Source organism: Streptomyces violascens, from assembly GCF_014649955.1.
Classification (GTDB): Bacteria; Actinomycetota; Actinomycetes; order Streptomycetales; family Streptomycetaceae; genus Streptomyces; species Streptomyces violascens.
This window is the reverse complement of record NZ_BMUA01000002.1, coordinates 270,233-289,893: the sequence shown is the minus strand read 5'-3', so window position 1 is coordinate 289,893 and position 19,661 is coordinate 270,233. Positions and strand designations below refer to the sequence as shown.

Annotated in this window: 16 protein-coding genes; 11 read left to right on the top strand and 5 right to left on the bottom strand. The window is 71.2% G+C overall.

What is annotated here, in order from left to right:
* Positions 1-60: 60 nt before the first annotated feature.
* Positions 61-2,094, bottom strand: a complete 2,034-nt coding sequence (locus tag IE206_RS06410; protein WP_373300871.1) for a hypothetical protein — start codon at positions 2,092-2,094, stop codon at positions 61-63.
* A 311-nt stretch (positions 2,095-2,405) separates the two neighbouring features.
* Between IE206_RS06410 and IE206_RS06405 the strand changes: the two genes are divergently transcribed.
* The 8 genes from IE206_RS06405 (at position 2,406) to IE206_RS06370 (ending at position 14,034) form a co-directional block, all read left to right on the top strand.
* Entirely contained in the window at positions 2,406-3,926 is a 1,521-nt protein-coding gene (locus IE206_RS06405) for a leucyl aminopeptidase (RefSeq protein ID WP_189961026.1), read from the top strand.
* A gap of 331 nt (positions 3,927-4,257) precedes the next feature.
* Positions 4,258-5,646, top strand: coding sequence for a dihydrolipoyl dehydrogenase (lpdA, locus tag IE206_RS06400; RefSeq protein ID WP_189961025.1), 1,389 nt, complete (start codon positions 4,258-4,260; stop codon positions 5,644-5,646).
* 54 nt (positions 5,647-5,700) lie between these two features.
* Positions 5,701-7,434, top strand: coding sequence for a 2-oxoglutarate dehydrogenase, E2 component, dihydrolipoamide succinyltransferase (gene sucB, locus IE206_RS06395; RefSeq protein WP_189961024.1), 1,734 nt, complete (start codon positions 5,701-5,703; stop codon positions 7,432-7,434).
* 127 nt (positions 7,435-7,561) lie between these two features.
* Entirely contained in the window at positions 7,562-8,188 is a 627-nt protein-coding gene (locus tag IE206_RS06390; RefSeq protein WP_189961023.1) for a GntR family transcriptional regulator, read from the top strand.
* A 226-nt stretch (positions 8,189-8,414) separates the two neighbouring features.
* Positions 8,415-11,111, top strand: coding sequence for a pyruvate dehydrogenase (acetyl-transferring), homodimeric type (aceE, locus tag IE206_RS06385; protein ID WP_189961022.1), 2,697 nt, complete (start codon positions 8,415-8,417; stop codon positions 11,109-11,111).
* 100 nt (positions 11,112-11,211) lie between these two features.
* A complete protein-coding gene (locus IE206_RS06380; protein ID WP_189961021.1) occupies positions 11,212-11,985 on the top strand; it encodes a VOC family protein in 774 nt (257 codons plus the stop codon).
* A gap of 76 nt (positions 11,986-12,061) precedes the next feature.
* On the top strand, positions 12,062-13,042 hold the full coding sequence (locus tag IE206_RS06375; protein WP_189961020.1) for a helix-turn-helix transcriptional regulator: 981 nt from the start codon (positions 12,062-12,064) through the stop codon (positions 13,040-13,042).
* 77 nt (positions 13,043-13,119) lie between these two features.
* Positions 13,120-14,034: a winged helix-turn-helix domain-containing protein gene (locus IE206_RS06370; protein ID WP_189961019.1), complete on the top strand. Its 915-nt coding sequence runs from the start codon at positions 13,120-13,122 to the stop codon at positions 14,032-14,034.
* A gap of 65 nt (positions 14,035-14,099) precedes the next feature.
* Here IE206_RS06370 and IE206_RS06365 read toward each other — a convergent pair whose 3' ends face one another.
* Positions 14,100-14,330, bottom strand: a complete 231-nt coding sequence (locus IE206_RS06365) for a hypothetical protein (protein WP_189961018.1) — start codon at positions 14,328-14,330, stop codon at positions 14,100-14,102.
* A 258-nt stretch (positions 14,331-14,588) separates the two neighbouring features.
* On the opposite strand from IE206_RS06365, the gene IE206_RS06360 reads away from it, so the two are divergent.
* Both IE206_RS06360 and IE206_RS06355 read left to right on the top strand, forming a co-directional pair.
* Positions 14,589-15,458: a GntR family transcriptional regulator gene (locus IE206_RS06360; RefSeq protein WP_189961017.1), complete on the top strand. Its 870-nt coding sequence runs from the start codon at positions 14,589-14,591 to the stop codon at positions 15,456-15,458.
* A 185-nt stretch (positions 15,459-15,643) separates the two neighbouring features.
* Positions 15,644-16,165 (top strand): DUF4240 domain-containing protein, encoded by a 522-nt coding sequence (locus IE206_RS06355; RefSeq protein WP_189961400.1) that lies wholly within the window; start codon positions 15,644-15,646, stop codon positions 16,163-16,165.
* A 37-nt stretch (positions 16,166-16,202) separates the two neighbouring features.
* Here IE206_RS06355 and IE206_RS06350 read toward each other — a convergent pair whose 3' ends face one another.
* Positions 16,203-17,006, bottom strand: coding sequence for an SDR family NAD(P)-dependent oxidoreductase (locus tag IE206_RS06350; RefSeq protein ID WP_189961016.1), 804 nt, complete (start codon positions 17,004-17,006; stop codon positions 16,203-16,205).
* A 100-nt stretch (positions 17,007-17,106) separates the two neighbouring features.
* On the opposite strand from IE206_RS06350, the gene IE206_RS06345 reads away from it, so the two are divergent.
* Positions 17,107-17,793 carry a TetR/AcrR family transcriptional regulator gene (locus IE206_RS06345; protein WP_189961015.1) on the top strand — a complete coding sequence of 229 codons (687 nt, stop codon included), beginning with the start codon at positions 17,107-17,109 and terminating at the stop codon, positions 17,791-17,793.
* Between the two features lie 6 nt (positions 17,794-17,799).
* Here IE206_RS06345 and IE206_RS06340 read toward each other — a convergent pair whose 3' ends face one another.
* The gene (locus IE206_RS06340; RefSeq protein WP_189961399.1) at positions 17,800-19,017 is read right to left on the bottom strand and encodes an amidohydrolase; all 1,218 of its coding nucleotides are present in this window, start codon (positions 19,015-19,017) and stop codon (positions 17,800-17,802) included.
* A gap of 86 nt (positions 19,018-19,103) precedes the next feature.
* The gene (locus IE206_RS06335) at positions 19,104-19,628 is read right to left on the bottom strand and encodes a GNAT family N-acetyltransferase (RefSeq protein WP_189961014.1); all 525 of its coding nucleotides are present in this window, start codon (positions 19,626-19,628) and stop codon (positions 19,104-19,106) included.
* Positions 19,629-19,661: the final 33 nt, after the last annotated feature.

Below are 19,661 nucleotides of genomic sequence, written 5' to 3'. Positions count from 1 at the left end.
CCCCAGGACAAGCGGTCGTGCGTGACGAGCGGTCGTGCGTGACGAGCGGTCAGGCGGTGGTCAGGCCGGCAGCTTCAGCGTGATGGCCGACTGGAGCAGCTCGGGCGAGGACCAGTCGGAGCGCTGACCCGCGTACGGCGTCCCGAACGCGGTGGTGCCGAGGAGCAGTTGCTTACGGGTGCCCTCCGGTGCCGTGATCGGTGCGGCCACCCCCTTCGGAGCCTGCACGGTGACAGTGTCTCCGATCCGGTAGGCGGTCACCGAACCGGAAGCCAGCGCCTTGTCCCAGGACGCCCTGCGGCCGAGTTCGGTTCCCGCGTCCTTCTCGCGCAGGTTCACGATCGGCGCGCTGTCGGCGTAGAGCGCCTTGTAGTCGCCGAGGACCTTGTCCAGGACCGGGTAGAGGATCCGCTCCTCGGCCAGGTTGGACTGGTGGACGTAGTGCGGCCGCGGGTCGTTCCACAGCACGTGCGAAAGCGCGGTCCTGGCCTCCCTGGGCACGATGTACGACTGGTAGCCGGTGGCGGTGTCCAGCGGCGCGGTCATGCAGGTGGAGGCCGGGTTGTTCTCGCAGACGCCGCTGCCGCCGTCGGCCTTGGAGGTGTACAGCCAGTTGTACTCGTCAGTCATCTCGGCGGCCTTGCCGACGTTGTAGTACACGTTCATCGGGTGCCGCGGGACGGTCTGGGCGGCGCCGACCGCGCGCTGGTCGGGCTCGCGCGAGGCGTCGCTGCCGGTCCACTTGACCCCGTTGTCGGCGAGCGCGCCCGCCAGGTTCGGGTTGTCGTCGGGCTGCTGCGGCAGGACCCTCATGCCGGAGTGCTCACCGGTGACGAGCTCGCTCTTGTCGACCGGGAGGCTCTTCTGGGCGGCCCAGGTGTTGTTCTGCGAGATCTGCGCGGAGATGTCGGCCCGGCTCATCCACTGGGTGGAGCCGTCGGCGTTCTTCTTGCACTGCCACGGCACGACGGTGTTGTCCTGGACGCAGCCGAGGAACTCGTGCGTGTAGGTGTGGTTCACCCAGCGGTACTTGGCCTTGTCGGCGAGCAGTTGGGTGGTCAGCGCGTCGGTGCCGCCGTTCTCGGACTTCCACTCCTCGCCCGCGCCCGCGTTGAAGACCATGTCGAGCGTGAACCCGTTGGCCTGCTCCCACTGGGCCGCGTACTGGGCGTCGGCCGCCGTCATGCGGATGTCCGGGTTGGTGGCGCCGCCGGCGGGGCAGTCGAAGTCGCCCGGGGTGCAGTTGTGGACGCTGTCCCAGCGCGAGTCCGGCGCGAACACGTCGTCCACGTGCACCGTGAAGTAGTTGCGGCTCTGGCCGAGGTGCACCCCTTGCGTCACCCACTCCACCATGCCCTTGGCCAGCGCCTGGAACTGCTCCTGGTACTGGTTGTAGGCGAAGGTGACGACCAGTTCGCTGCGGCCGTCGTGGGTGTACTGGCCGAGCAGGGTGCCGCCGGTCGGCGCGTCGAGGTAGCTGGTGAAGCCGTCCCTCGGGTGGCCCGCGTAGCCGTAGCTCTCCGGCACCGCGGGGTCGTTGTCCTCGAAGGTGAGCGGCCCGTCGAGGTAGCCGAAGGGCCCGGCCTTGCCGGCCGCGGTGACCTGGGACTTGACGCCGTCCAGGACGCCGGACCAGCCGCCGTTCTGGTCGGTGTAGTCGATCCCGACCTCGGGGTGCGCCCAGGTGTACGCGTCGACCTGGCGGATCCCGAAGGTCTTCTCGTACGTGGCGAGAGCGGCCTGCTCGGGGGCGTCGGCGGAGCCGAACGGGATCTCGTTGGGCGTGACGACGCCCTGGAACTTGGCGCGCGGGCGCCCGCCGACGGTGTCGCTGAGGAAGGCTGCGTCGATGGTGGGCCGGCCCGTGGCGCCCAACTCGACCGTCTGGTACGGGACTCCGGTGTTCTTCAGCTCGGCGACGATCGCCCCGACCGCGCTTCCGCCGTCGTCGAGGACCAGCACCTTCAGATCGATGCGCGGCGCGACGGTGGCCGCCGCGTTGACGGCCGGGATGGCTGTGGTGAGCAGTCCGGCAGCCATCAGCGCCGTGAGCGCAAGCCGGGTTCTGCCCCTTTTCAAGGCCTTGGCCTTCATTTGTCCCCCCAAAGAGAGCCTCCGCACGCGGAGTGCGCGCGGAGAACCTGTCGTGATGATGCAAAGAGGCACGGTGCCCCCTGTGCCCGATTGAGGCGAGTGTGACGTAGCTCTCACGAAGCGTGCGGGCCAAACGTGAAAGAGACACCACGGATGAGTGAATTACCGCCACCGCTATCGAACGCCGTCACCGCGCGTAGGCTCGGTGACCGGTGGTCGACCCGCCCGAAATACGATGTCCCCGGCCCCGGCCGGCCCATCCGACGGTCGAACACTCCACAGGATTCTCAAGGAAGAGAGATCTCACCACCGTGACTGCTCTGACTCTCAGCACTGCCGGTGCGGCAACGCTGCGCGCCGACGCCCTCGTCGTCGGCGTCGCCAAGGCCGCCGGCCCCAAGGGTGGGCTGGTCGTCGCGCCCGGCGCCGAGGCCGTGGACAAGGCGTTCGACGGGAAGCTCGCCGCTGTCCTGGCGACCCTCGGCGCCAGTGGTGCCGAGGGTGAGGTGACCAAGGCCGTCTCCCCCGCCGGCCTCAAGGCCCCGTTCGTCCTCGCGGTGGGCCTCGGCACCGCTCCCGCCGACGACGAGGCGTACGCCTCCGAGGTGCTGCGCACCGCCGCGGGCAACGCCGCCCGCGCCCTGCACGGCGTCAAGAAGGCCGCGTTCGCGCTGCCCATCGAGGCCGCCGAGGACATCGAGGCGATCGGCGAGGGCGCCCTGCTGGGCGCGTACGCCTTCACCGCCTACCAGGATCGCGGCGCCGACGCCAAGGGCCCGCTCGCCGAGGTGGCGCTGCTCGGCGCCAAGCCGCGCGACAAGGCCCACAAGGCCGCCGCCGAGCGCTCGCTCGCGCTCGCCGAGGAGATGAACCGCGCCCGCGACCTGATCAACACCCCGCCGAACGACCTCACCCCCGAGGCCTTCGCCGCGGTCGTGTCGGCGGCCGGCAAGGAGCACGGCCTCAAGGTCCAGGTCCTGGACGAGAAGGCGCTGGAGAAGGGCGGCTTCGGCGGCATCCTCGGCGTCGGCGTCGGCTCGGCGAACCCGCCGCGCCTGGTGAAGATCTCGTACACGCACGCCAAGAACGCCAAGCACCTCGCGTTCGTCGGCAAGGGCATCACCTACGACTCGGGCGGCATCTCGCTCAAGCCGGCCGGCCACAACGAGACGATGAAGTGCGACATGAGCGGCGCCGCCGCCGTGTTCGCCGCCGTCGTCGCGGCCGCGCGCCTGGGCCTCGAAGTGAACGTCACCGGCTGGCTCGCGCTGGCCGAGAACATGCCGTCGGGCTCCGCCACCCGCCCGGGTGACGTCCTGCGCATGTACAGCGGCAAGACCGTCGAGGTCCTCAACACCGACGCCGAGGGCCGCCTGGTCCTGGCCGACGCGCTGTGGAAGGCCTCCGAGGAGAAGCCCGACGCGATCGTCGACGTGGCGACGCTGACCGGCGCCATGGTCCTCGCGCTCGGCGACCACACCTTCGGGATCATGGCCAACGACGACGCCTTCCGCACCGCGATCCACGAGATCGCGGAGGAGTCCGGCGAGCAGTCCTGGCCGATGCCGCTGCCCGCCAACCTGCGCAAGACCATGGACTCCCCCACCGCCGACCTCGCCAACATGGGCGTGCGGATGGGCGGCGGCCTGGTGGCGGGCCTGTTCCTGAAGGAGTTCGTCGGCGAGGGCATCACCTGGGCCCACCTGGACATCGCGGGCCCGGCCTTCAACGAGGGCGCCCCGCACGGCTACACCCCCAAGGGCGGCACCGGCTCCTCGGTGCGCACCCTGCTCCGGCTCGCCGAGCGCACCGCCTCGGGCGACCTCGGCTGAGAGCCCGCGCACAGCCGACACACGGCGGCCCCGGGTATGGATCCCGGGGCCGCCCGTGTTCACGCTCCGTACCGTCACGCTTCGGCCGGATTTCGCTGTCGATGAAATCCGTACGCCGCCGCTGTGCGGTGGAGTCACCCCTGAGAAGCGCCGAGTCCGACGATCAGGCGTCTCAGACCCCGGCCCCGCGTCCCGCCTTCCGTCAACAAGTGCGAAGATGGGTTCTCGGCAGGACAGGGCCCCCACCACAGGGCCGAAGACAAGCGGCCGAATACCAGCCGCCGCCGGTCATCGACGACCGCGCCCGGCGCACATGCATGGAGGACGTGACGTGGCGAACGACGCCAGCACCGTTTTCGACCTAGTGATCCTCGGCGGTGGCAGTGGCGGCTACGCCGCGGCCCTGCGCGGAGCGCAGCTGGGCCTGGACGTCGCACTGATCGAGAAGAACAAGCTCGGCGGCACCTGCCTGCACAACGGCTGCATCCCCACGAAGGCCCTGCTGCACGCCGGCGAGATCGCCGACCAGGCGCGCGAGGCCGGCCAGTTCGGTGTCAAGGCCACCTTCGAGGGCATCGACATCAACGCGGTCCACGCGTACAAGGACGAGGTCATCTCGGGCCTGTACAAGGGTCTGCAGGGCCTGGTCGCCTCCCGCAAGGTGACCTACATCGAGGGCGAGGGACGGCTGTCGTCGGCCACCTCCGTGGACGTCAACGGCCAGCGCATCCAGGGCCGCCACGTCCTCCTGGCGACCGGCTCCGTGCCGAAGTCGCTGCCGGGCCTGGAGATCGACGGCAACCGCATCATCTCCTCGGACCACGCGCTGACCCTGGACCGCGTCCCGCAGTCCGCGATCATCCTGGGCGGCGGCGTCATCGGCGTCGAGTTCGCCTCGGCATGGAAGTCCTTCGGCACCGACGTCACCGTCATCGAGGGCCTCAAGCACCTCGTGCCGGTCGAGGACGAGAACAGCTCCAAGATCCTGGAGCGCGCGTTCCGCAAGCGCGGCATCAAGTTCAACCTGGGCACCTTCTTCCAGAAGGCCGAATACACCGCCAACGGTGTGAAGGTCACGCTGGCCGACGGCAAGGAGTTCGAGGCCGAGGTCCTCCTCGTCGCCATCGGCCGCGGCCCGGTCTCCCAGGGCCTCGGCTACGAGGAGCAGGGCGTCGCGATGGACCGCGGCTACGTCCTGGTCGACGAGTACATGCGCACCAACGTGCCCACCATCTCCGCCGTCGGCGACCTCGTCCCGACGCTCCAGCTCGCGCACGTCGGCTTCGCCGAGGGCATCCTGGTGGCGGAGCGTCTGGCCGGTCTCAAGACCGTCCCGATCGACTACGACGGCGTGCCCCGGGTGACGTACTGCCACCCCGAGGTCGCCTCCGTGGGCATCACCGAGGCCAAGGCCAAGGAGATCTACGGTGCGGACAAGGTCGTCGCTCTGAAGTACAACCTCGCGGGCAACGGCAAGAGCAAGATCCTCAAGACCGCGGGCGAGATCAAGCTCGTCCAGGTCAAGGACGGCGCCGTGGTCGGCGTCCACATGGTCGGTGACCGTATGGGCGAGCAGGTCGGCGAAGCCCAGCTGATCTACAACTGGGAGGCTCTGCCGGCCGAGGTCGCGCAGCTCATCCACGCGCACCCGACGCAGAACGAGGCGCTCGGCGAGGCCCACCTGGCGCTGGCCGGCAAGCCGCTGCACTCCCACGACTAGTAGCCCCTCGGGCGCGACGACCACTACCGCAATTCGTAAGGAGCAACCGAAACCATGTCGGTTTCCGTAACCCTTCCGGCGCTCGGCGAGAGCGTCACCGAGGGCACCGTCACCCGCTGGCTGAAGGCCGAGGGCGAGCGCGTCGAGGCCGACGAGCCGCTGCTCGAGGTCTCGACCGACAAGGTCGACACCGAGATCCCCGCCCCCGCCTCCGGCATCCTGGCCTCCATCAAGGTGGCCGAGGACGAGACCGTCGAGGTCGGTGCCGAGCTCGCCATCATCGACGACGGCACCGGTGCGCCGGCTGCTGCCCCGGCTCCGGCCGAGGCCCAGGCCCCCGCCGCCGCCCCCGCCCCGGCCGCTCCGGTCGCCGAGGCCCCCGCCGCGCCGGCTCCGGCCGCCGCTGCTCCGGCCGCCCCGGCCGCCGGTGGTGCCACCGGCACCGACGTCGTCCTCCCCGCGCTCGGCGAGAGCGTCACCGAGGGCACCGTCACCCGCTGGCTCAAGGAGGTCGGCGAGGAGGTGGCCGAGGACGAGCCGCTGCTCGAGGTCTCCACCGACAAGGTCGACACCGAGATCCCCGCCCCGGTCGCCGGTGTGCTCCTGGAGATCGTGGTCGCCGAGGACGAGACCGCCGAGGTCGGCGCCAAGCTCGCCGTCATCGGTGCCCCGGGCGCGGCTCCGGCCGCCGTACCGGCTCCGGCGGCTCCGGCCCCGGCCGCCGCTCCGGCGCCCACCCCGGCCCCCGTGGCCGCTCCGGCTCCGGCCCCGGTGGCTGCTCCGGCCGCCCCGGTCGCGCCCGCCCCGGCCCCCGTGGCCGCTCCGGCTCCGGTCACCCCGGCTCCGGCTCCGGCCGCCACCTCCGGTGACGACGGCGCGTACGTCACGCCGCTGGTCCGCAAGCTCGCCTCCGAGTCCGGTGTGGACCTGGGCGCGGTCAAGGGCACCGGCGTCGGCGGTCGCATCCGCAAGCAGGACGTCATCGCCGCCGCCGAGGCCGCCAAGGCTCCGGCTCCGGCCGCCGCCCCCGCCGCCAAGAAGGCCGCCCCGTCCGTCGAGGCGTCCCCGCTGCGCGGCCAGACGGTCAAGATGACCCGCATGCGCAAGGTCATCGGCGACAACATGATGAAGGCCCTGCACTCGCAGGCCCAGCTGACCTCGGTCGTCGAGGTCGACATCACCAAGCTGATGAAGCTGCGCGGCCAGGCGAAGGACTCCTTCGCCGCCCGTGAGGGCGTCAAGCTGTCCCCGATGCCGTTCTTCGTGAAGGCGGCGGCCCAGGCGCTGAAGGCCCACCCGGTCATCAACGCCCGGATCAACGAGGACGAGGGCACCATCACGTACTTCGACTCGGAGAACATCGGCATCGCCGTGGACTCCGAGAAGGGTCTGATGACGCCGGTCATCAAGGGTGCGGGCGACCTGAACATCGCCGGTATCTCGAAGGCCACGGCCGACCTGGCCGGCAAGGTCCGCGCCAACAAGATCACCCCGGACGAGCTGTCCGGCGCGACCTTCACCATCAGCAACACCGGCTCGCGCGGTGCGCTGTTCGACACGGTCATCGTGCCGCCGAACCAGGTCGCCATCCTGGGCATCGGCGCCACCGTCAAGCGTCCGGCGGTCATCGAGACCGCCGAGGGCACCGTCATCGGCGTCCGCGACATGACGTACCTGTCGCTCTCCTACGACCACCGTCTGGTGGACGGCGCCGACGCGGCCCGCTACCTGACGGCCGTGAAGGCGATCCTGGAGGCCGGCGAGTTCGAGGTCGAGCTCGGCCTGTAAGGCTCCCGAGGCAGCGTGGGACGGTTGTAAGACTCGTCTCACCAGCGGCCGTGCCCCCGTCCGGGCTGATCCGGACGGGGGCACGGCCGTATTGTTTGGGGGTCGCCGCTCGTTTTAAGGAGCCCCCATGACCGTGCCCGTCGTCCACTCGCTGCGCGAGCAGATCCGCGAGCACATCGTGGAGGGGATCGTCAGCGGGCGCTGGAAGCCCGGCGAGCGGATCGTGGAGCGGCGTATCGCGGTGGAGCTCCAGGTCAGCCAGACGCCGGTGCGCGAGGCCCTGCGGGAGCTGGAGAGCCTGCGCCTCATCGAGTCGGCGCCCAACAAGGGCGTACGGGTGCGGAACCTGACCGCGGCCGACCTGGAGGAGAGCTACCCGGTGCGGGCCGGTCTGGAGCAGATCGCGGCCGAGCTGGCGGCCGGGCGGCTCGCCGAGGACTGCTCGGCCCTGGAGCCCCATGTGGCGGCCCTGTACGAGGCCGACCGGGCGGCCGACGGCACCGCGCAGGTGCGCCACACCGTCGGTTTCCACCGGGAACTGGTGAGGGCGGCCGACAACAGTGTGCTGTTGCACACATGGGAAGGCCTCGGCATCGAGGTGTTCACGGCGCTGTCCATCCGCTGGCTCGGCACCGTCCAGAAGTCCTATGCCGAGGAGCACGAGGACCTGGTCGCCGCGTTCCGGCGGCGGGATCCGGCCATCGGGGCGCTGGTGAAGGCCCATGTCCTGGGGTGCGCGCCGCGTAGCGCCTGACCTGCGCGGCCGGGTGCCGGGGCCCTTCAAAAGCAAGGCACCCGGTGCCCTTTTTTGCGGCACCCTGTGCCGACTTTCGCGATTCGAAGAAGTTTTTGGCCCAGCACTTTGATCGATCATCGATCGGCGGCTTACAGTCGACGGCGGACTCACCGGTCCAAGGCCCCGTCCTGCCAGACAAAGGCCCCCTTTTCTCCACCCCCCTCCTGTCCGGAAGGCGGCGATCATGATCGACCCCGTAGCCAAGTTTCCGAGCGAGCTCGACCAGCTCCCGGACCGTGACACCGAGGAGACCGCCGAATGGGCGGCCTCCCTCGATGCCGTCGCCAAGGCCGCCGGCCCGCATAGGGCCGCGTATCTGATGCGCCGCACGCTCCAGCACGCCGAAGGCGCGGGCCTCGCCCTGCCCAAGCTGCTGGAGACGGACTACGTCAACACCATTCCCTCCTCCTCCGAGCCCGTCATCGACGGCGACGAGGAGATGGAGCGCCGGATCACCGCATGGAACCGCTGGAACGCGGCGGCCATGGTGACCCGCGGCTCGAAGCACGGCGTCGGCGGCCACATCGCGACCTTCGCGTCCGCGGCCTGGCTGTACGAGACCGGCTTCAACCACTTCTTCCGCGGGAAGGAGGGCGACGGCTCCGGCGACCAGCTCTACATCCAGGGCCACGCCTCGCCCGGCATCTACGCCCGCGCCTTCCTCGACGGCCGCCTCACCGAGGCGCACCTCGACAAGTTCCGCCAGGAGTCGGCCGGCGACGGCCTGCCCTCCTACCCGCACCCCCGCCGGCTGCCCTGGCTGTGGGAGTTCCCGACCGTCTCCATGGGGCTCGGCCCGCTCTCCGCGATCTATCAGGCGCGCTTCAACCGGTACCTCACCAACCGGAACATCAAGGACGTCTCGAACTCCCACGTGTGGGCGTTCCTCGGCGACGGCGAGATGGACGAGCCCGAGTCGACGGCGGCCCTCGCGCTCGCCTCCCGCGAGGGTCTGGACAACCTGACCTTCGTCATCAACTGCAACCTGCAGCGCCTCGACGGCCCGGTCCGCGCCAACTTCAAGATCGTGCAGGAGCTGGAGGCCCAGTTCCGCGGCGCCGGCTGGAACGTCGTGAAGTCGCTGTGGGGCGGCGCCTGGGACGAGCTCTTCCAGCTCGACACCACCGGCGCGCTCGTCCGCCGTCTGCGCGAGGTCCCCGACGCCCAGGTGCAGACGTACCAGACGCGGGACGCGGCCTACATCCGCGAGGACTTCTTCGGCAAGGACCCGGCGCTCGTCGAGATGGCGAAGCTGCTCTCGGACGACAAGATCCTGGAGTGCTTCCACCTGTCGCGCGGTGGCCACGAGCCGCGCAAGGTGTACGCCGCCTACAAGGCCGCCCTGTCCCACAAGGGTGCGCCGACCGTCATCCTGGCCCAGACCGTCAAGGGCTTCACGCTCGGCGACGGCTTCGCGTCCAAGAACGCGAACCACCAGATGAAGAAGCTCACCAACGACGAGTTCAAGAACATGCGTGACCTCCTTGAACTCCCCATCTCCGACGCCCAGTTCGTCGACGGTGTCGTTCCCTACGGCCACCCGGGCGCCGACTCCCCCGAGGTCCGCTACCTCCAGGAGCGCCGCGCGGCCCTCGGCGGCCCGGCCCCGGCCCGCCGCAGCCACGCGATCGCCCCGCTGCCGGCCCCGGCCGACAAGTCGTTCGCGGCCTTCGACAAGGGCTCCGGCCAGCAGTCCATGGCCACCACCATGGCGTTCGTCCGGCTGATGAAGGACCTGATCCGCGACAAGACGACCGGCAAGCGCTGGGTCCCGATCGTCCCGGACGAGGCCCGCACCTTCGGCATGGAGTCGCTGTTCCCCTCGCTCGGCATCTACTCGCCGAAGGGCCAGACGTACGAGCCGGTCGACCGCGACCAGCTGATGTACTACCGCGAGGCCAAGGACGGCCAGATCCTCAACGAGGGCATCACCGAGGCCGGCTCGATGGCCGACTTCATCGCCGCGTCCAGCGCGTACGCCACGCACGGCGAAGCGATGATCCCGTTCTACATCTTCTACTCGATGTTCGGCTGGCAGCGCACGGCCGACCAGATGTGGCAGCTCGGCGACCAGCTCGGCCGCGGCTTCCTGGTGGGCGCCACCGCCGGCCGGACGACCCTGACCGGTGAGGGCCTCCAGCACGCGGACGGCCACTCCCCGATGATCGCGGCGACCAACCCGGCGGCGATGTCGTACGACCCGGCCTTCGCCTACGAGGTCGCGGCCATCGTCAAGGACGGTCTGCGCCGCATGTACGGCGAGGCGGCCCCGGGCGAGGACCGAGACGTCTTCTACTACCTGACGGTCTACAACGAGCCGATGCCGCAGCCGGCGAAGCCCGCGGGCATCGACGAGGGCATCGTCAAGGGCCTGTACCGCTTCAACACGGCCGAGTCGGCGGGCGTCACCGTCCCGGCCAATGCCTCGCGCATCCAGCTGCTTGGCTCGGGCACGGCGATCCACTGGACGCTCGAGGCCCAGAAGCTGCTCGCCGAGGAGTGGGGCGTGGCCGCCGACGTGTGGTCCGCGACCTCGTGGACCGAGCTGCGGCGCGACGCGCTTGAGGCCGACGCGGCACTGCTGCGCGGCGAGGAGCGAACTCCCTTCATCCGCACGGCACTTGAGGGCATCGACTCCCCCGTCCTCGCGGTCTCCGACTACATGCGCCAGGTCCCGGACCAGATCGCGCAGTGGGTCGAGCAGGACTACTCCTCGCTCGGCGCGGACGGCTTCGGCCTCTCCGACACCCGCGAGGCGGCCCGCCGCCACTTCGGCGTCGACGCCCAGTCGATCGTCGTCGCGGCCCTGGCCCAGCTCGCCCGGCGCGGCGAGGTCCCGGTCACGGCCGTGAAGGAAGCGCGCGAGCGCTACGGCCTGTAGGTCTTTCGCAGTCACGCACGCGTGCCCCGTCCCGATTGCCGGGGCGGGGCACGCGTGCGTGAATGGTCGACCGGGGGCGCCACCACTCCGGGAGCACCGCATGAAGATCTACAACCGCCCGTCCGCGCCCGCCTGGGCCGACCTGTCGACGACCGACGTTGCCGCCGCCAAGTCCTTCTACGGCGGGCTCTTCGGCTGGCAGGGCGCGGACGTGCCGATGGAGGAGGCGGGCGGCTACGGGATGTTCCTGCTCGGCGACGAGTACGTCGGCGGGTACGGGCCCTGCATGGCTCCGGAGCAGCCGGTGGCCTGGCTGGCGTACTACCAGGTCGACTCCGCCGACGCCACGGCCGCGGCGGTGACCGGCAACGGCGGCTCGATCGTCGCGGGGCCCATGGACGTCTTCGACTCGGGCCGGCTCGCGGTGTTCGCCGACCCCGAGGGCGCGGTCTTCGGCGTCTGGCAGCCCAAGGAGCACAAGGGCTTCGGGGTGGCCGACAAGCCGTACAGCATGTGCTGGTTCGAGCTGCTCACCCGGAATCCGGACCAGGCCAGGACCTTCTACAGCACCGTCTTCGGCTGGAGCGGCGACAGCGAGCCGTACGGCAGCTCCGAGTACACGGAATGGGAGCTCGAAGGCAAGAGCTTCGGCGGCATGATGCGGATGAACGAGGACTTCCCGCCGGAGGTGCCGCCGCACTGGATGGTGTACGTCGAGGTCGAGGACTGCGACGCGACCGCGGCGAAGGCGCGGGAACTGGGCGGCGAGGTCCACGTCCCGCCCACCCCCATCCCGCCGGGCCGTTTCGCCCTGCTGCGGGACCCGCAGGGCGGGGTGTTCTCGGTCGTCCAGCTGGACGAGGCGCATCGGTAGCCGCCGGGGCGGGGAAGTGCGGTGCCCTTGAGGGCGCCCGGCACGTCACGGCCCGAGCACCCTGCATCATGGGCGCATGCGTGCAGCCCGGCTCATCAAGATGGTGCTCCTGCTACAGGCGCGGCCCGCCATGACCGCCACCGAGCTGGCGCGCGAGCTGGAGGTCTCGGAGCGGACCGTGACCCGGGACGCGCAGGCGCTGGCCGAGGCCGGGGTGCCGGTGTACGCGGACCGGGGCCGGACCGGCGGGTACCGCCTGGTCGGCGGGTACCGGACACGCCTGACGGGCCTCGCCCGCTCCGAGGCCGAGGTGCTGTTCCTGTCCGGAGTGCCGGGCGCGCTGCGGGAGATGGGCCTGGAGGACGCCGCATCGGCCGCCCGCCTGAAGGTGTCGGCCGCCCTGCTCCCCTCCCTCAAGGACGCCCCGTCCGCCGCCGCCCAGCGCTTCCACCTGGACGCCCCCGGCTGGTGGCAGGAGCCCGAGACGCCCGAGCTGCTGCCCGCCGTCGCCGAGGCGGTGTGGGACGACCGCAGGGTGCGGGTCGGCTACCGGCGCCCGGACCGCGCCGAGGTGGAGCGCGAGCTGGAACCGTACGGCCTGGTCCTGAAGGCGGGCGTCTGGTACTTGTGCGCCCGGGCGGCCGACGAGGGCGACGGCTTCCGGGTGTACCGCCTCGACCGGTTCACCGCGGTCGCGGTCGGCGAGGACCGCTTCGTACGTGACGAGGGCTTCGACCTGCCGCGCTTCTGGGAGGCCCGTGCCGAGGAGTTCGCGCGCTCGGTGCTCCGGGAGACCGTGGTCGTACGGGTCTCGCCGGCCGGGGCCGCTCGGCTGCCGTACGTCACCAGCGACCGCGGTGTGGTGCGCGAGGCCCTGGAGGAGGGTGAGGGACCGGACGAGGACGGCCGGCTGACGCTCACGCTGCCGGTCGAGTCGCAGGACGTGGCGTACGGCCAACTGCTCGGCCTGGGGCCGGAGTTGGAGGTCCTGGAGCCGGCCGAGCTACGCGCCCGCTTCGCCGAGGCGGCCCGCGCCCTGCGCCAACTCTACGAATAGGACCGCCACATTGGCAGATACGGTCGGTTTCCGGCAGACAACTCGCCGTCATTGGCAGGAAGTTGTACGCTGGCGGGGTGCCTGGTAGCAGCGCTTCGACCGATGGACAGCGTCGTCCGCGGGATGTGGTCGCGGACGGCTTGCGTGCGCTCATCACCGCCGGTGAGCTGCGGGTCGGTGAGCACCTCCCGACCCAGGCCCAGCTCAGCGAGCGGTTCGCCGTGCCGCGCGGCGCGGTCCGCGGCGCCGTCGAACTCCTGGAGCGGGAAGGCCTGATCAGGCGGGCCCAGCAGGGCACCCCGCCGACGGTGGCCCGCCCCGCGATCGTCCAGGCATCCGTGAACAACCGGCGCGAGGTGCCCGGCGGGCGCCGCCATTCGCCGCGGCCCGCGGGGATCTTCCTGGGCGAGCGGGTGGCGCAGTGCTTCCGCCAGGAGGAGGTGACCATCGACGCGTACTGCCTCAATGGCGAGACGCTGGCCTCCGCGCTCGCCGGCCCGCTGGTCACGGTGCAGGCCGAGGGCTCGGGCCCGCGCCGGGTGGCGGTCCGCATCCTGCTGCCCGACGCCGAGGCCCCGCTCGCCCTGCCCCAGGTGATCGGCGACCTGCAGAACGGCCGGCCGCGCGAGCGGCTGCGGATCACCAGCAACCACATCTACGGCTCACTGCGGCACTCGCTGCGCATGCTGAAGGTCCGCGACCTGGTGCCGGACGTGACGGTCGAGGCCCGCAAGGTGTCGATCACCCCGACGCAGAAGGTCTACATCCTCAACGGCCGCGAGGTCCTCGCCGGCCACTACCAGGTGACCGAGCGCACGGTGGATCTCGACCGGAACCCGATCGAGATCTACGACATGCTCGGCGTGGAAGGCATGCTCTTCCGGCACACCGTGGTGGACGACGACCAGGTCACCCGCAGCTATGTCGAGCAGACCCAGCAGTGGTTCGACTCGCTGTGGAACACCATCGCCCGCCCCATGGACCCGAACTGAGCCGGATCCGGAGCGGGCCGCCTTCGGCCGACCTCGCACCGAGGCCGGCGGTCAATCCCCCGCGTTCAGAGCGCGGCGATCAGCAGGAGCACCAGGATCACGGCCGCCACGCACACCAGGTTCGTGCGCGGCCCGGCCGGAACCGGCCCCGGCTCCCGAGGGGCCGCGCCGGCGCCGCCCTTCGCGAGCAGGACGCCCAGGGCGAGCACCAGCAGGCCCGACGGGCCGAGCAGGGACACCACGCCTACGTTCGACAGCAGTTCGAGGACGATTTGCACGCGCGTCTCCAGTCCCATGGAACACCTCCTCCGGTTGTCGCCGCCGGGGACCGCAAGTACTGAGCCCGGTACCTTCATTGGCAGGCGATCGTGTTCCCTTCTCCTACCCTGACTGAATGGCGGCCATCTATGGTCAGCCCGCTGCATATTGGGCAACACAGCTGTGCCAATGTGGAATTGAGCGGCCATCACGTCCAACCAACCGGTCAATCAAGTGAGTTGACCGATCGACGCAGCCATCTGGCCTGCCCTGACCGCGAGTTGTAGCCTCGCTGGGTGACGACCCACACCACAGAGGCCGACCGGGACGACGCCGGGGGGACCCCCCGCTACCGACTGGTCGCCGACGCGCTGCGCCAGGACATCCAGAACGGTGTCCCGGCGCCCGGCGAGGCGCTGCCCAAGCAGGAGCAGCTCATGCGCCGTTTCGGCTGCGGACGCGGCACCGTGCAGAATGCGCTCCAGCTGCTGCGCGACGAGGGGCTCCTGGAGGAAGGGGTGCCGGGCCGGGGCGCCCGGGTGGCCCGCCAGGCTGCCATCGGGCGGCCATTGGTCTATTACATCTCGCGCGCCTTCGAGGCACCCCATGTCTCGCTCGACGTCTGGTCGCTGCACACCGAGGAGCTCTCCCGGGCCGTGCAGCAGCAGGCCGAGCTCATCCGGCTCGGCGACCGGCCGGCCCCGCAGTCGGTCCGGGTACGGGTCCTGGTGCCGGATCTCGACACCCACCACCCCTACCCCCGCCACCTCGACGACCCGTCGGACCTGCGCCCGCTGCGACGCCTTCGCCGGGTCATCCGGATGTACACGGAGGCGCTGCACCACTCGCTCACCCAGCTGGCCGAGGAGGGGACGGTCGGCTCGGTGTCCGTGGAGATCCGGAGCCTGCCGACGGTGCCCGGCGAGAAGCGCTACCTCATCAACGGCAGCCAGATGCTGACCGGCTACTACTTCCTGCGCAGGACCCGCATCCTCGTCGACGCCGAGGCCATAGAAGTGCTCGAACTGCACAGCGACACCCTGTTCCCGGCCACCCTGGAGGGGAACGGGGCACGGTCCGTGGAGCGCACGGAGTTCCAGCAGGTGCAGGCCTGGTTCGACTCGCGCTGGGAGATGGTCGCCACCGCGCTGCCCCTCGACGAGTAGCGGAACGAGCCGAGCACGCGCGCCGAGCACGCGAATCGAGCAGGCGCGTCGAGTGGCGAACGGATGGCGAACACGCAGCGGACGAATGGCTACAGGTGTGCCAGGGGTGAGCCAGGAGCGGCAACCGGACGAAAAGCGCGGCTCCGCGTGCGCCGCCTCCCCCTACCCACGATGCTGGTTCCGTGATGGACGAGACGGAGTTCTGGGAGATCGTCGACCGTACTCGCGAGGCCGCCGACGGCGACCCCGAGGAACAGGCCGACCTGCTCGTGGAGCGGCTGCTGCAGTACGACCCCGAATCCGTGCTCGACTTCGCCCGGCACTTCGAGGCGCGCTACAACCGCGCCTACCGCTGGGACCTGTGGGGAGCCGCCGCCGTGCTGCTCGACGGGGCCAGCGACGACGCCTTCGACTACTTCCGCTGCTGGCTCATCGGCCAGGGCCGCGAGATCTTCGAGGGCGCGCTGCACGACCCGGACGCGCTGGCCGACCTCCTCGGCGAGTTCGACGAGGAGGTCGACGGCGACGGCGAGGAGCTCGGCTACGCGGCGGACGAGGCGTACGAGCAGCTCACCGGTGTGGTCGCGCCCGACCTCGGCATCCCGGCCCAGTCCGAGGAGCCGGCCGGAACCGCGCTGGACTTCGAGGACGAGTCGGCGCTCGCGGCCCGCTTCCCCCGCCTGTGGGAGCGTTTCGGGACGGGCTGAGCAGAGCGGGCCGGCGAGGCCTCGGGGCCTTGTCGGCTCAGTAGTGCGTTCCGCCGTCGATGCGGATCTCGGTGCCGGTGATGAAGCGGCCGTCGTCGCTGGCCAGCATCGCGACCACGGAGGCCACCGTCTCGGGGCCCGCGAAGCCCTGGCCGATGGCCGGGGCGAGCTTCATGAAGAGCGACATGTCGGCGTCGGCGGGCAGGCCGGGGCCCACGCTCGCCCTGGAGGCGCCGGTTCCGTCGGTCATGCCGGAGGAGATCGAGCCGGGCTGTACGGCGGTGAACCGGATGCCCTGCTTGCCGTACTCGGCGGCGAGCGCGTGCGTCATCGACTGGATGCCGCCCTTGCTGGCCGCGTACGCCGCCATGTAGGGGTGGGCGAACATCGCCGAGGTCGAGCTGAAGTTGACGACGGCCGCGCCGTTGCCTTCGAGCAGCGCCGGGATCGCCTCGCGGATCATGAGGAAGGTGCCGGTCAGGTTGACCGCGACGACCTTGTTGAAGTCGGCCAGGCTCGTCTCGTGGGTGTGCGAGGAGCGCAGGATGCCGGCCGCGTTGACCAGGACGTCCAGGCCGCCGAGCGCGGAGACCGCGGCGGCGACGGCCTCGCGCACCGAGTCCTCGTCGGCTATGTCGACGACCAGGGTGGTGAGCCGGCCGAGGGCGGCGCCCGCCTTCTCGGCGGTGTCCTTCAGACCGGCCTCGCTGACGTCCGCGGCGACGACGTGGCCGCCCTCGGCGAGCAGGCGAAGGACGGTGGCCTGCCCGATGCCGGAGCCACCGCCCGTGACAAGGGCGCGGCGTCCTTCGTAGCGGTCGGTGACGGTGTTCACGCTCATCGCGGTCCAGCTTTCTCGACGCAGGGGGAGCCGGTGGGAGGCTCCCGGTGGATATTTCCACCGTACGCCTTGGTGGCACGTTTTGCCATGAAGTCAATCCATGCAGATACGGAGGCTCCGGGCGTACGCTTGCGAAGTGACCCAGCCCGTACCCCAGCCCGGCCCCCCGCCCAAGACCTCGCTCACCGAGCGCCGCAAGGCCGCGACCCAGCTCGACATCGCCCGCGCCGCGGCCGCGCTCTTCGCCGAGCACGGGCCCGACGGCACCACCGCCGAGGCCATCGCCCGGCACGCCGGGGTCGCGCTGCGCACCTTCTACCGCTACTTCCGCTCCAAGCAGGACGCGGTCGGCCCGCTGCTCTCGGGCGGCGCCGAGCGCTGGCGGGCGCTGCTCGAAGCGGCCGAGCCCGGCTCCCTCGCGAAGACCCTGGAGGTCGCCGTCCGGGAGGCCCTCGCGGTGCCGGACGCGCACGCCGCCGAGCAGTTCCGGTGGACCCGGGGGCTCCTGCGCGCGGCCGAGCACGACGCGGCGCTGCGCGCGGTCTGGTACCGCGTGAACCAGGACTCCGAGGAGCGCCTGCTGCCCGTGCTGGCCCGCCTGGCGGGGCCGGGGGCCGACGCCCTGGAGGTACGGCTCGCGGCGGCCGCGGCCACGGACGCGATCCGGGTGGCCCTTGAGGCGTGGTCCGCAACCGACGCCCCGGCCACGGGCCCGGGCTCCCCCGCCGAGCTCGCGGTGCGCTGCCTGCGCGAACTCACGGGCGGGATGCGGCTGTTGGGCCACTGAGCCCGTTCAGCGGAGGTCGAGCCAGGCCAGCGCCGCGGTCGTCAGGGCCGTGACGCCGGTGGTCAGGGTGGGTTCGACCAGCGGGGCGAAGAAGGGCGAGTGGTTGGAGGGGATGTCCTGGTCCACGGTGCCCGCGGCGAAAGCGGCGCCGTACGCCTCGGCGTCCGCGCCCCCGAACAGCCAGTAGCAGACCGGCACTCGGGCCTCCGTACCGAACAGGCCGACGTCCTCGCTGCCCGTCACGGGACCCGGGTCGAGCACCTTGTCGTCGCCGATGACCGCGCCGACGGCCGCCATCGTCCGCGCCACCGCTTCGGCGTCGTTGACGAGTACCGGGAAGGAGTCGATCCCGGTGATGTCGGGCTCGCGGTCGGCCCCGGCGACGGCGGCCTCGCCCCGCACGATCCGCTCGACGGCGGCAAGGACCCTGGTCCGCACGTTCTCCTTGTACGTCCGGATGTTGATCTGCAGCTCGGCCTCGTCCGGGATGATGTTGTCCTTGGTCCCGGCGTTCAGCGCGCCGACGGTGACGACGGCCGTCTCGCCGCCCGGGATCTCGCGCGAGACGATCGTCTGGAGCCGCAGCACGGTCGAGGCGGCCATCACCACCGGGTCGACGGACGCCTCGGGTCGCGAACCGTGCGCCCCCTTGCCGTACATGACGACCTTGAGCCCGTCGGTGGCGGCGAAGGCGGGGCCCGCGTGCGCGCCGACCAGCCCGGCCGGGAAGGGGCCCACGTGCTGGCCGAGCACGACGTCGGGCGTCCCGAACCGCTCGTAGAGCCCGTCGTCGAGCATGGCCCGCGCGCCCTGCGCGATCTCCTCGGCGGGCTGGAACACGCCGAGCACGGTGCCGCTCCACAGCGAGCGGGAGTCGGCGAGCAGCTTGAGCGCGCCGAGCAGGCAGGTCACGTGCATGTCGTGCCCGCAGGCGTGCATGACCCCCTCGACGGTGGAGGCGTAGTCGAGACCGGTCCGCTCGCCGACCGGCAGCGCGTCGAAGTCGGCCCGGAGCAGCACGGTGGGCCCGGGCCCGTTCCGCAGGACCGCGACGACCCCGGTGCGCCCGACCCCGGTCGTCACCTCGCACCCGAACTCCCTTGCCCGGTCGGCTATTTCGGCGGCGGTGCGGTGCTCGGCGAAGGACAGCTCGGGGTGCGCGTGCAGATCGCGGTAGACGGCGGCGAGGTCGGCGCGGACGGCGTCGAGCCCGCGCAGGGCGATACCGGCGGCGTCGGCGGCGGCCTTGGCGGCGTTGTTCGAGGGGCGGGGGTGTGACACGGGCCTGCCTTTCGGGGAGGGATCGGCGGTCAGGCGGTCAGGGCACGTCCCATGAGGACGTCGTCCACGTACGCGCCTTCGAGGAGGAACTCGCCGGGCAGTACGCCTTCCACGGCGAAGCCCTCCGCCTCGTACAGGGCGCGGGCCGGGGCGTTGTGGCCGAGGACGCGCAGGGTGATGCGGGTGGCGCCCTGACGGCGTGCGGCCTCGCAGGCGGCGCGCAGAAGGGCTCGCGCGACGCCCCGGCCACGCGCGGCTTCGGCGACTTCGAGCCCCTGGATCTGCCGGACGTGCCGGTTGCAGGCGAGCGGGGTGGCCGAAACCAGCCGGATGAACCCGACGACCTGGCCGCCCGTCTCCGCGACGAGGTAGTCCGAAGGCTCGTGCCGCTCGTCGAAGAAGGGCTCGTACGGAGGCGTCGGACGCGGCTGAACGGAGTGCAGCGGGGACCAGGCGGCCCGGCTGAGCGCGCCCAGCGGCTCGCCGTCGGGGCGCTGGGCGGTGCGTATGAGCAGAGGAGGAGAAGTACTGGCCTTGGTGTACGACTCGGGCATGCGGCCACTGTGCCATGCGGGCCGTGGAGCGCG

Excerpts from the sequence above, each read along its gene's own strand:
- IE206_RS06410 (WP_373300871.1), bottom strand. The coding sequence starts at position 2,094 with ATGAAGGCCAAGGCCTTGAAAAGGGGCAGAACCCGGCTTGCGCTCACG.
- sucB (WP_189961024.1), top strand. The coding sequence starts at position 5,701 with ATGTCGGTTTCCGTAACCCTTCCGGCGCTCGGCGAGAGCGTCACCGAG.
- IE206_RS06390 (WP_189961023.1), top strand. The coding sequence starts at position 7,562 with ATGACCGTGCCCGTCGTCCACTCGCTGCGCGAGCAGATCCGCGAGCAC.
- aceE (WP_189961022.1), top strand. The coding sequence starts at position 8,415 with ATGATCGACCCCGTAGCCAAGTTTCCGAGCGAGCTCGACCAGCTCCCG.
- IE206_RS06380 (WP_189961021.1), top strand. The coding sequence starts at position 11,212 with ATGAAGATCTACAACCGCCCGTCCGCGCCCGCCTGGGCCGACCTGTCG.
- IE206_RS06375 (WP_189961020.1), top strand. The coding sequence starts at position 12,062 with ATGCGTGCAGCCCGGCTCATCAAGATGGTGCTCCTGCTACAGGCGCGG.
- IE206_RS06365 (WP_189961018.1), bottom strand. The coding sequence starts at position 14,330 with ATGGGACTGGAGACGCGCGTGCAAATCGTCCTCGAACTGCTGTCGAAC.
- IE206_RS06355 (WP_189961400.1), top strand. The coding sequence starts at position 15,644 with ATGGACGAGACGGAGTTCTGGGAGATCGTCGACCGTACTCGCGAGGCC.
- IE206_RS06350 (WP_189961016.1), bottom strand. The coding sequence starts at position 17,006 with ATGAGCGTGAACACCGTCACCGACCGCTACGAAGGACGCCGCGCCCTT.
- IE206_RS06345 (WP_189961015.1), top strand. The coding sequence starts at position 17,107 with ATGCAGATACGGAGGCTCCGGGCGTACGCTTGCGAAGTGACCCAGCCC.
- IE206_RS06335 (WP_189961014.1), bottom strand. The coding sequence starts at position 19,628 with ATGCCCGAGTCGTACACCAAGGCCAGTACTTCTCCTCCTCTGCTCATA.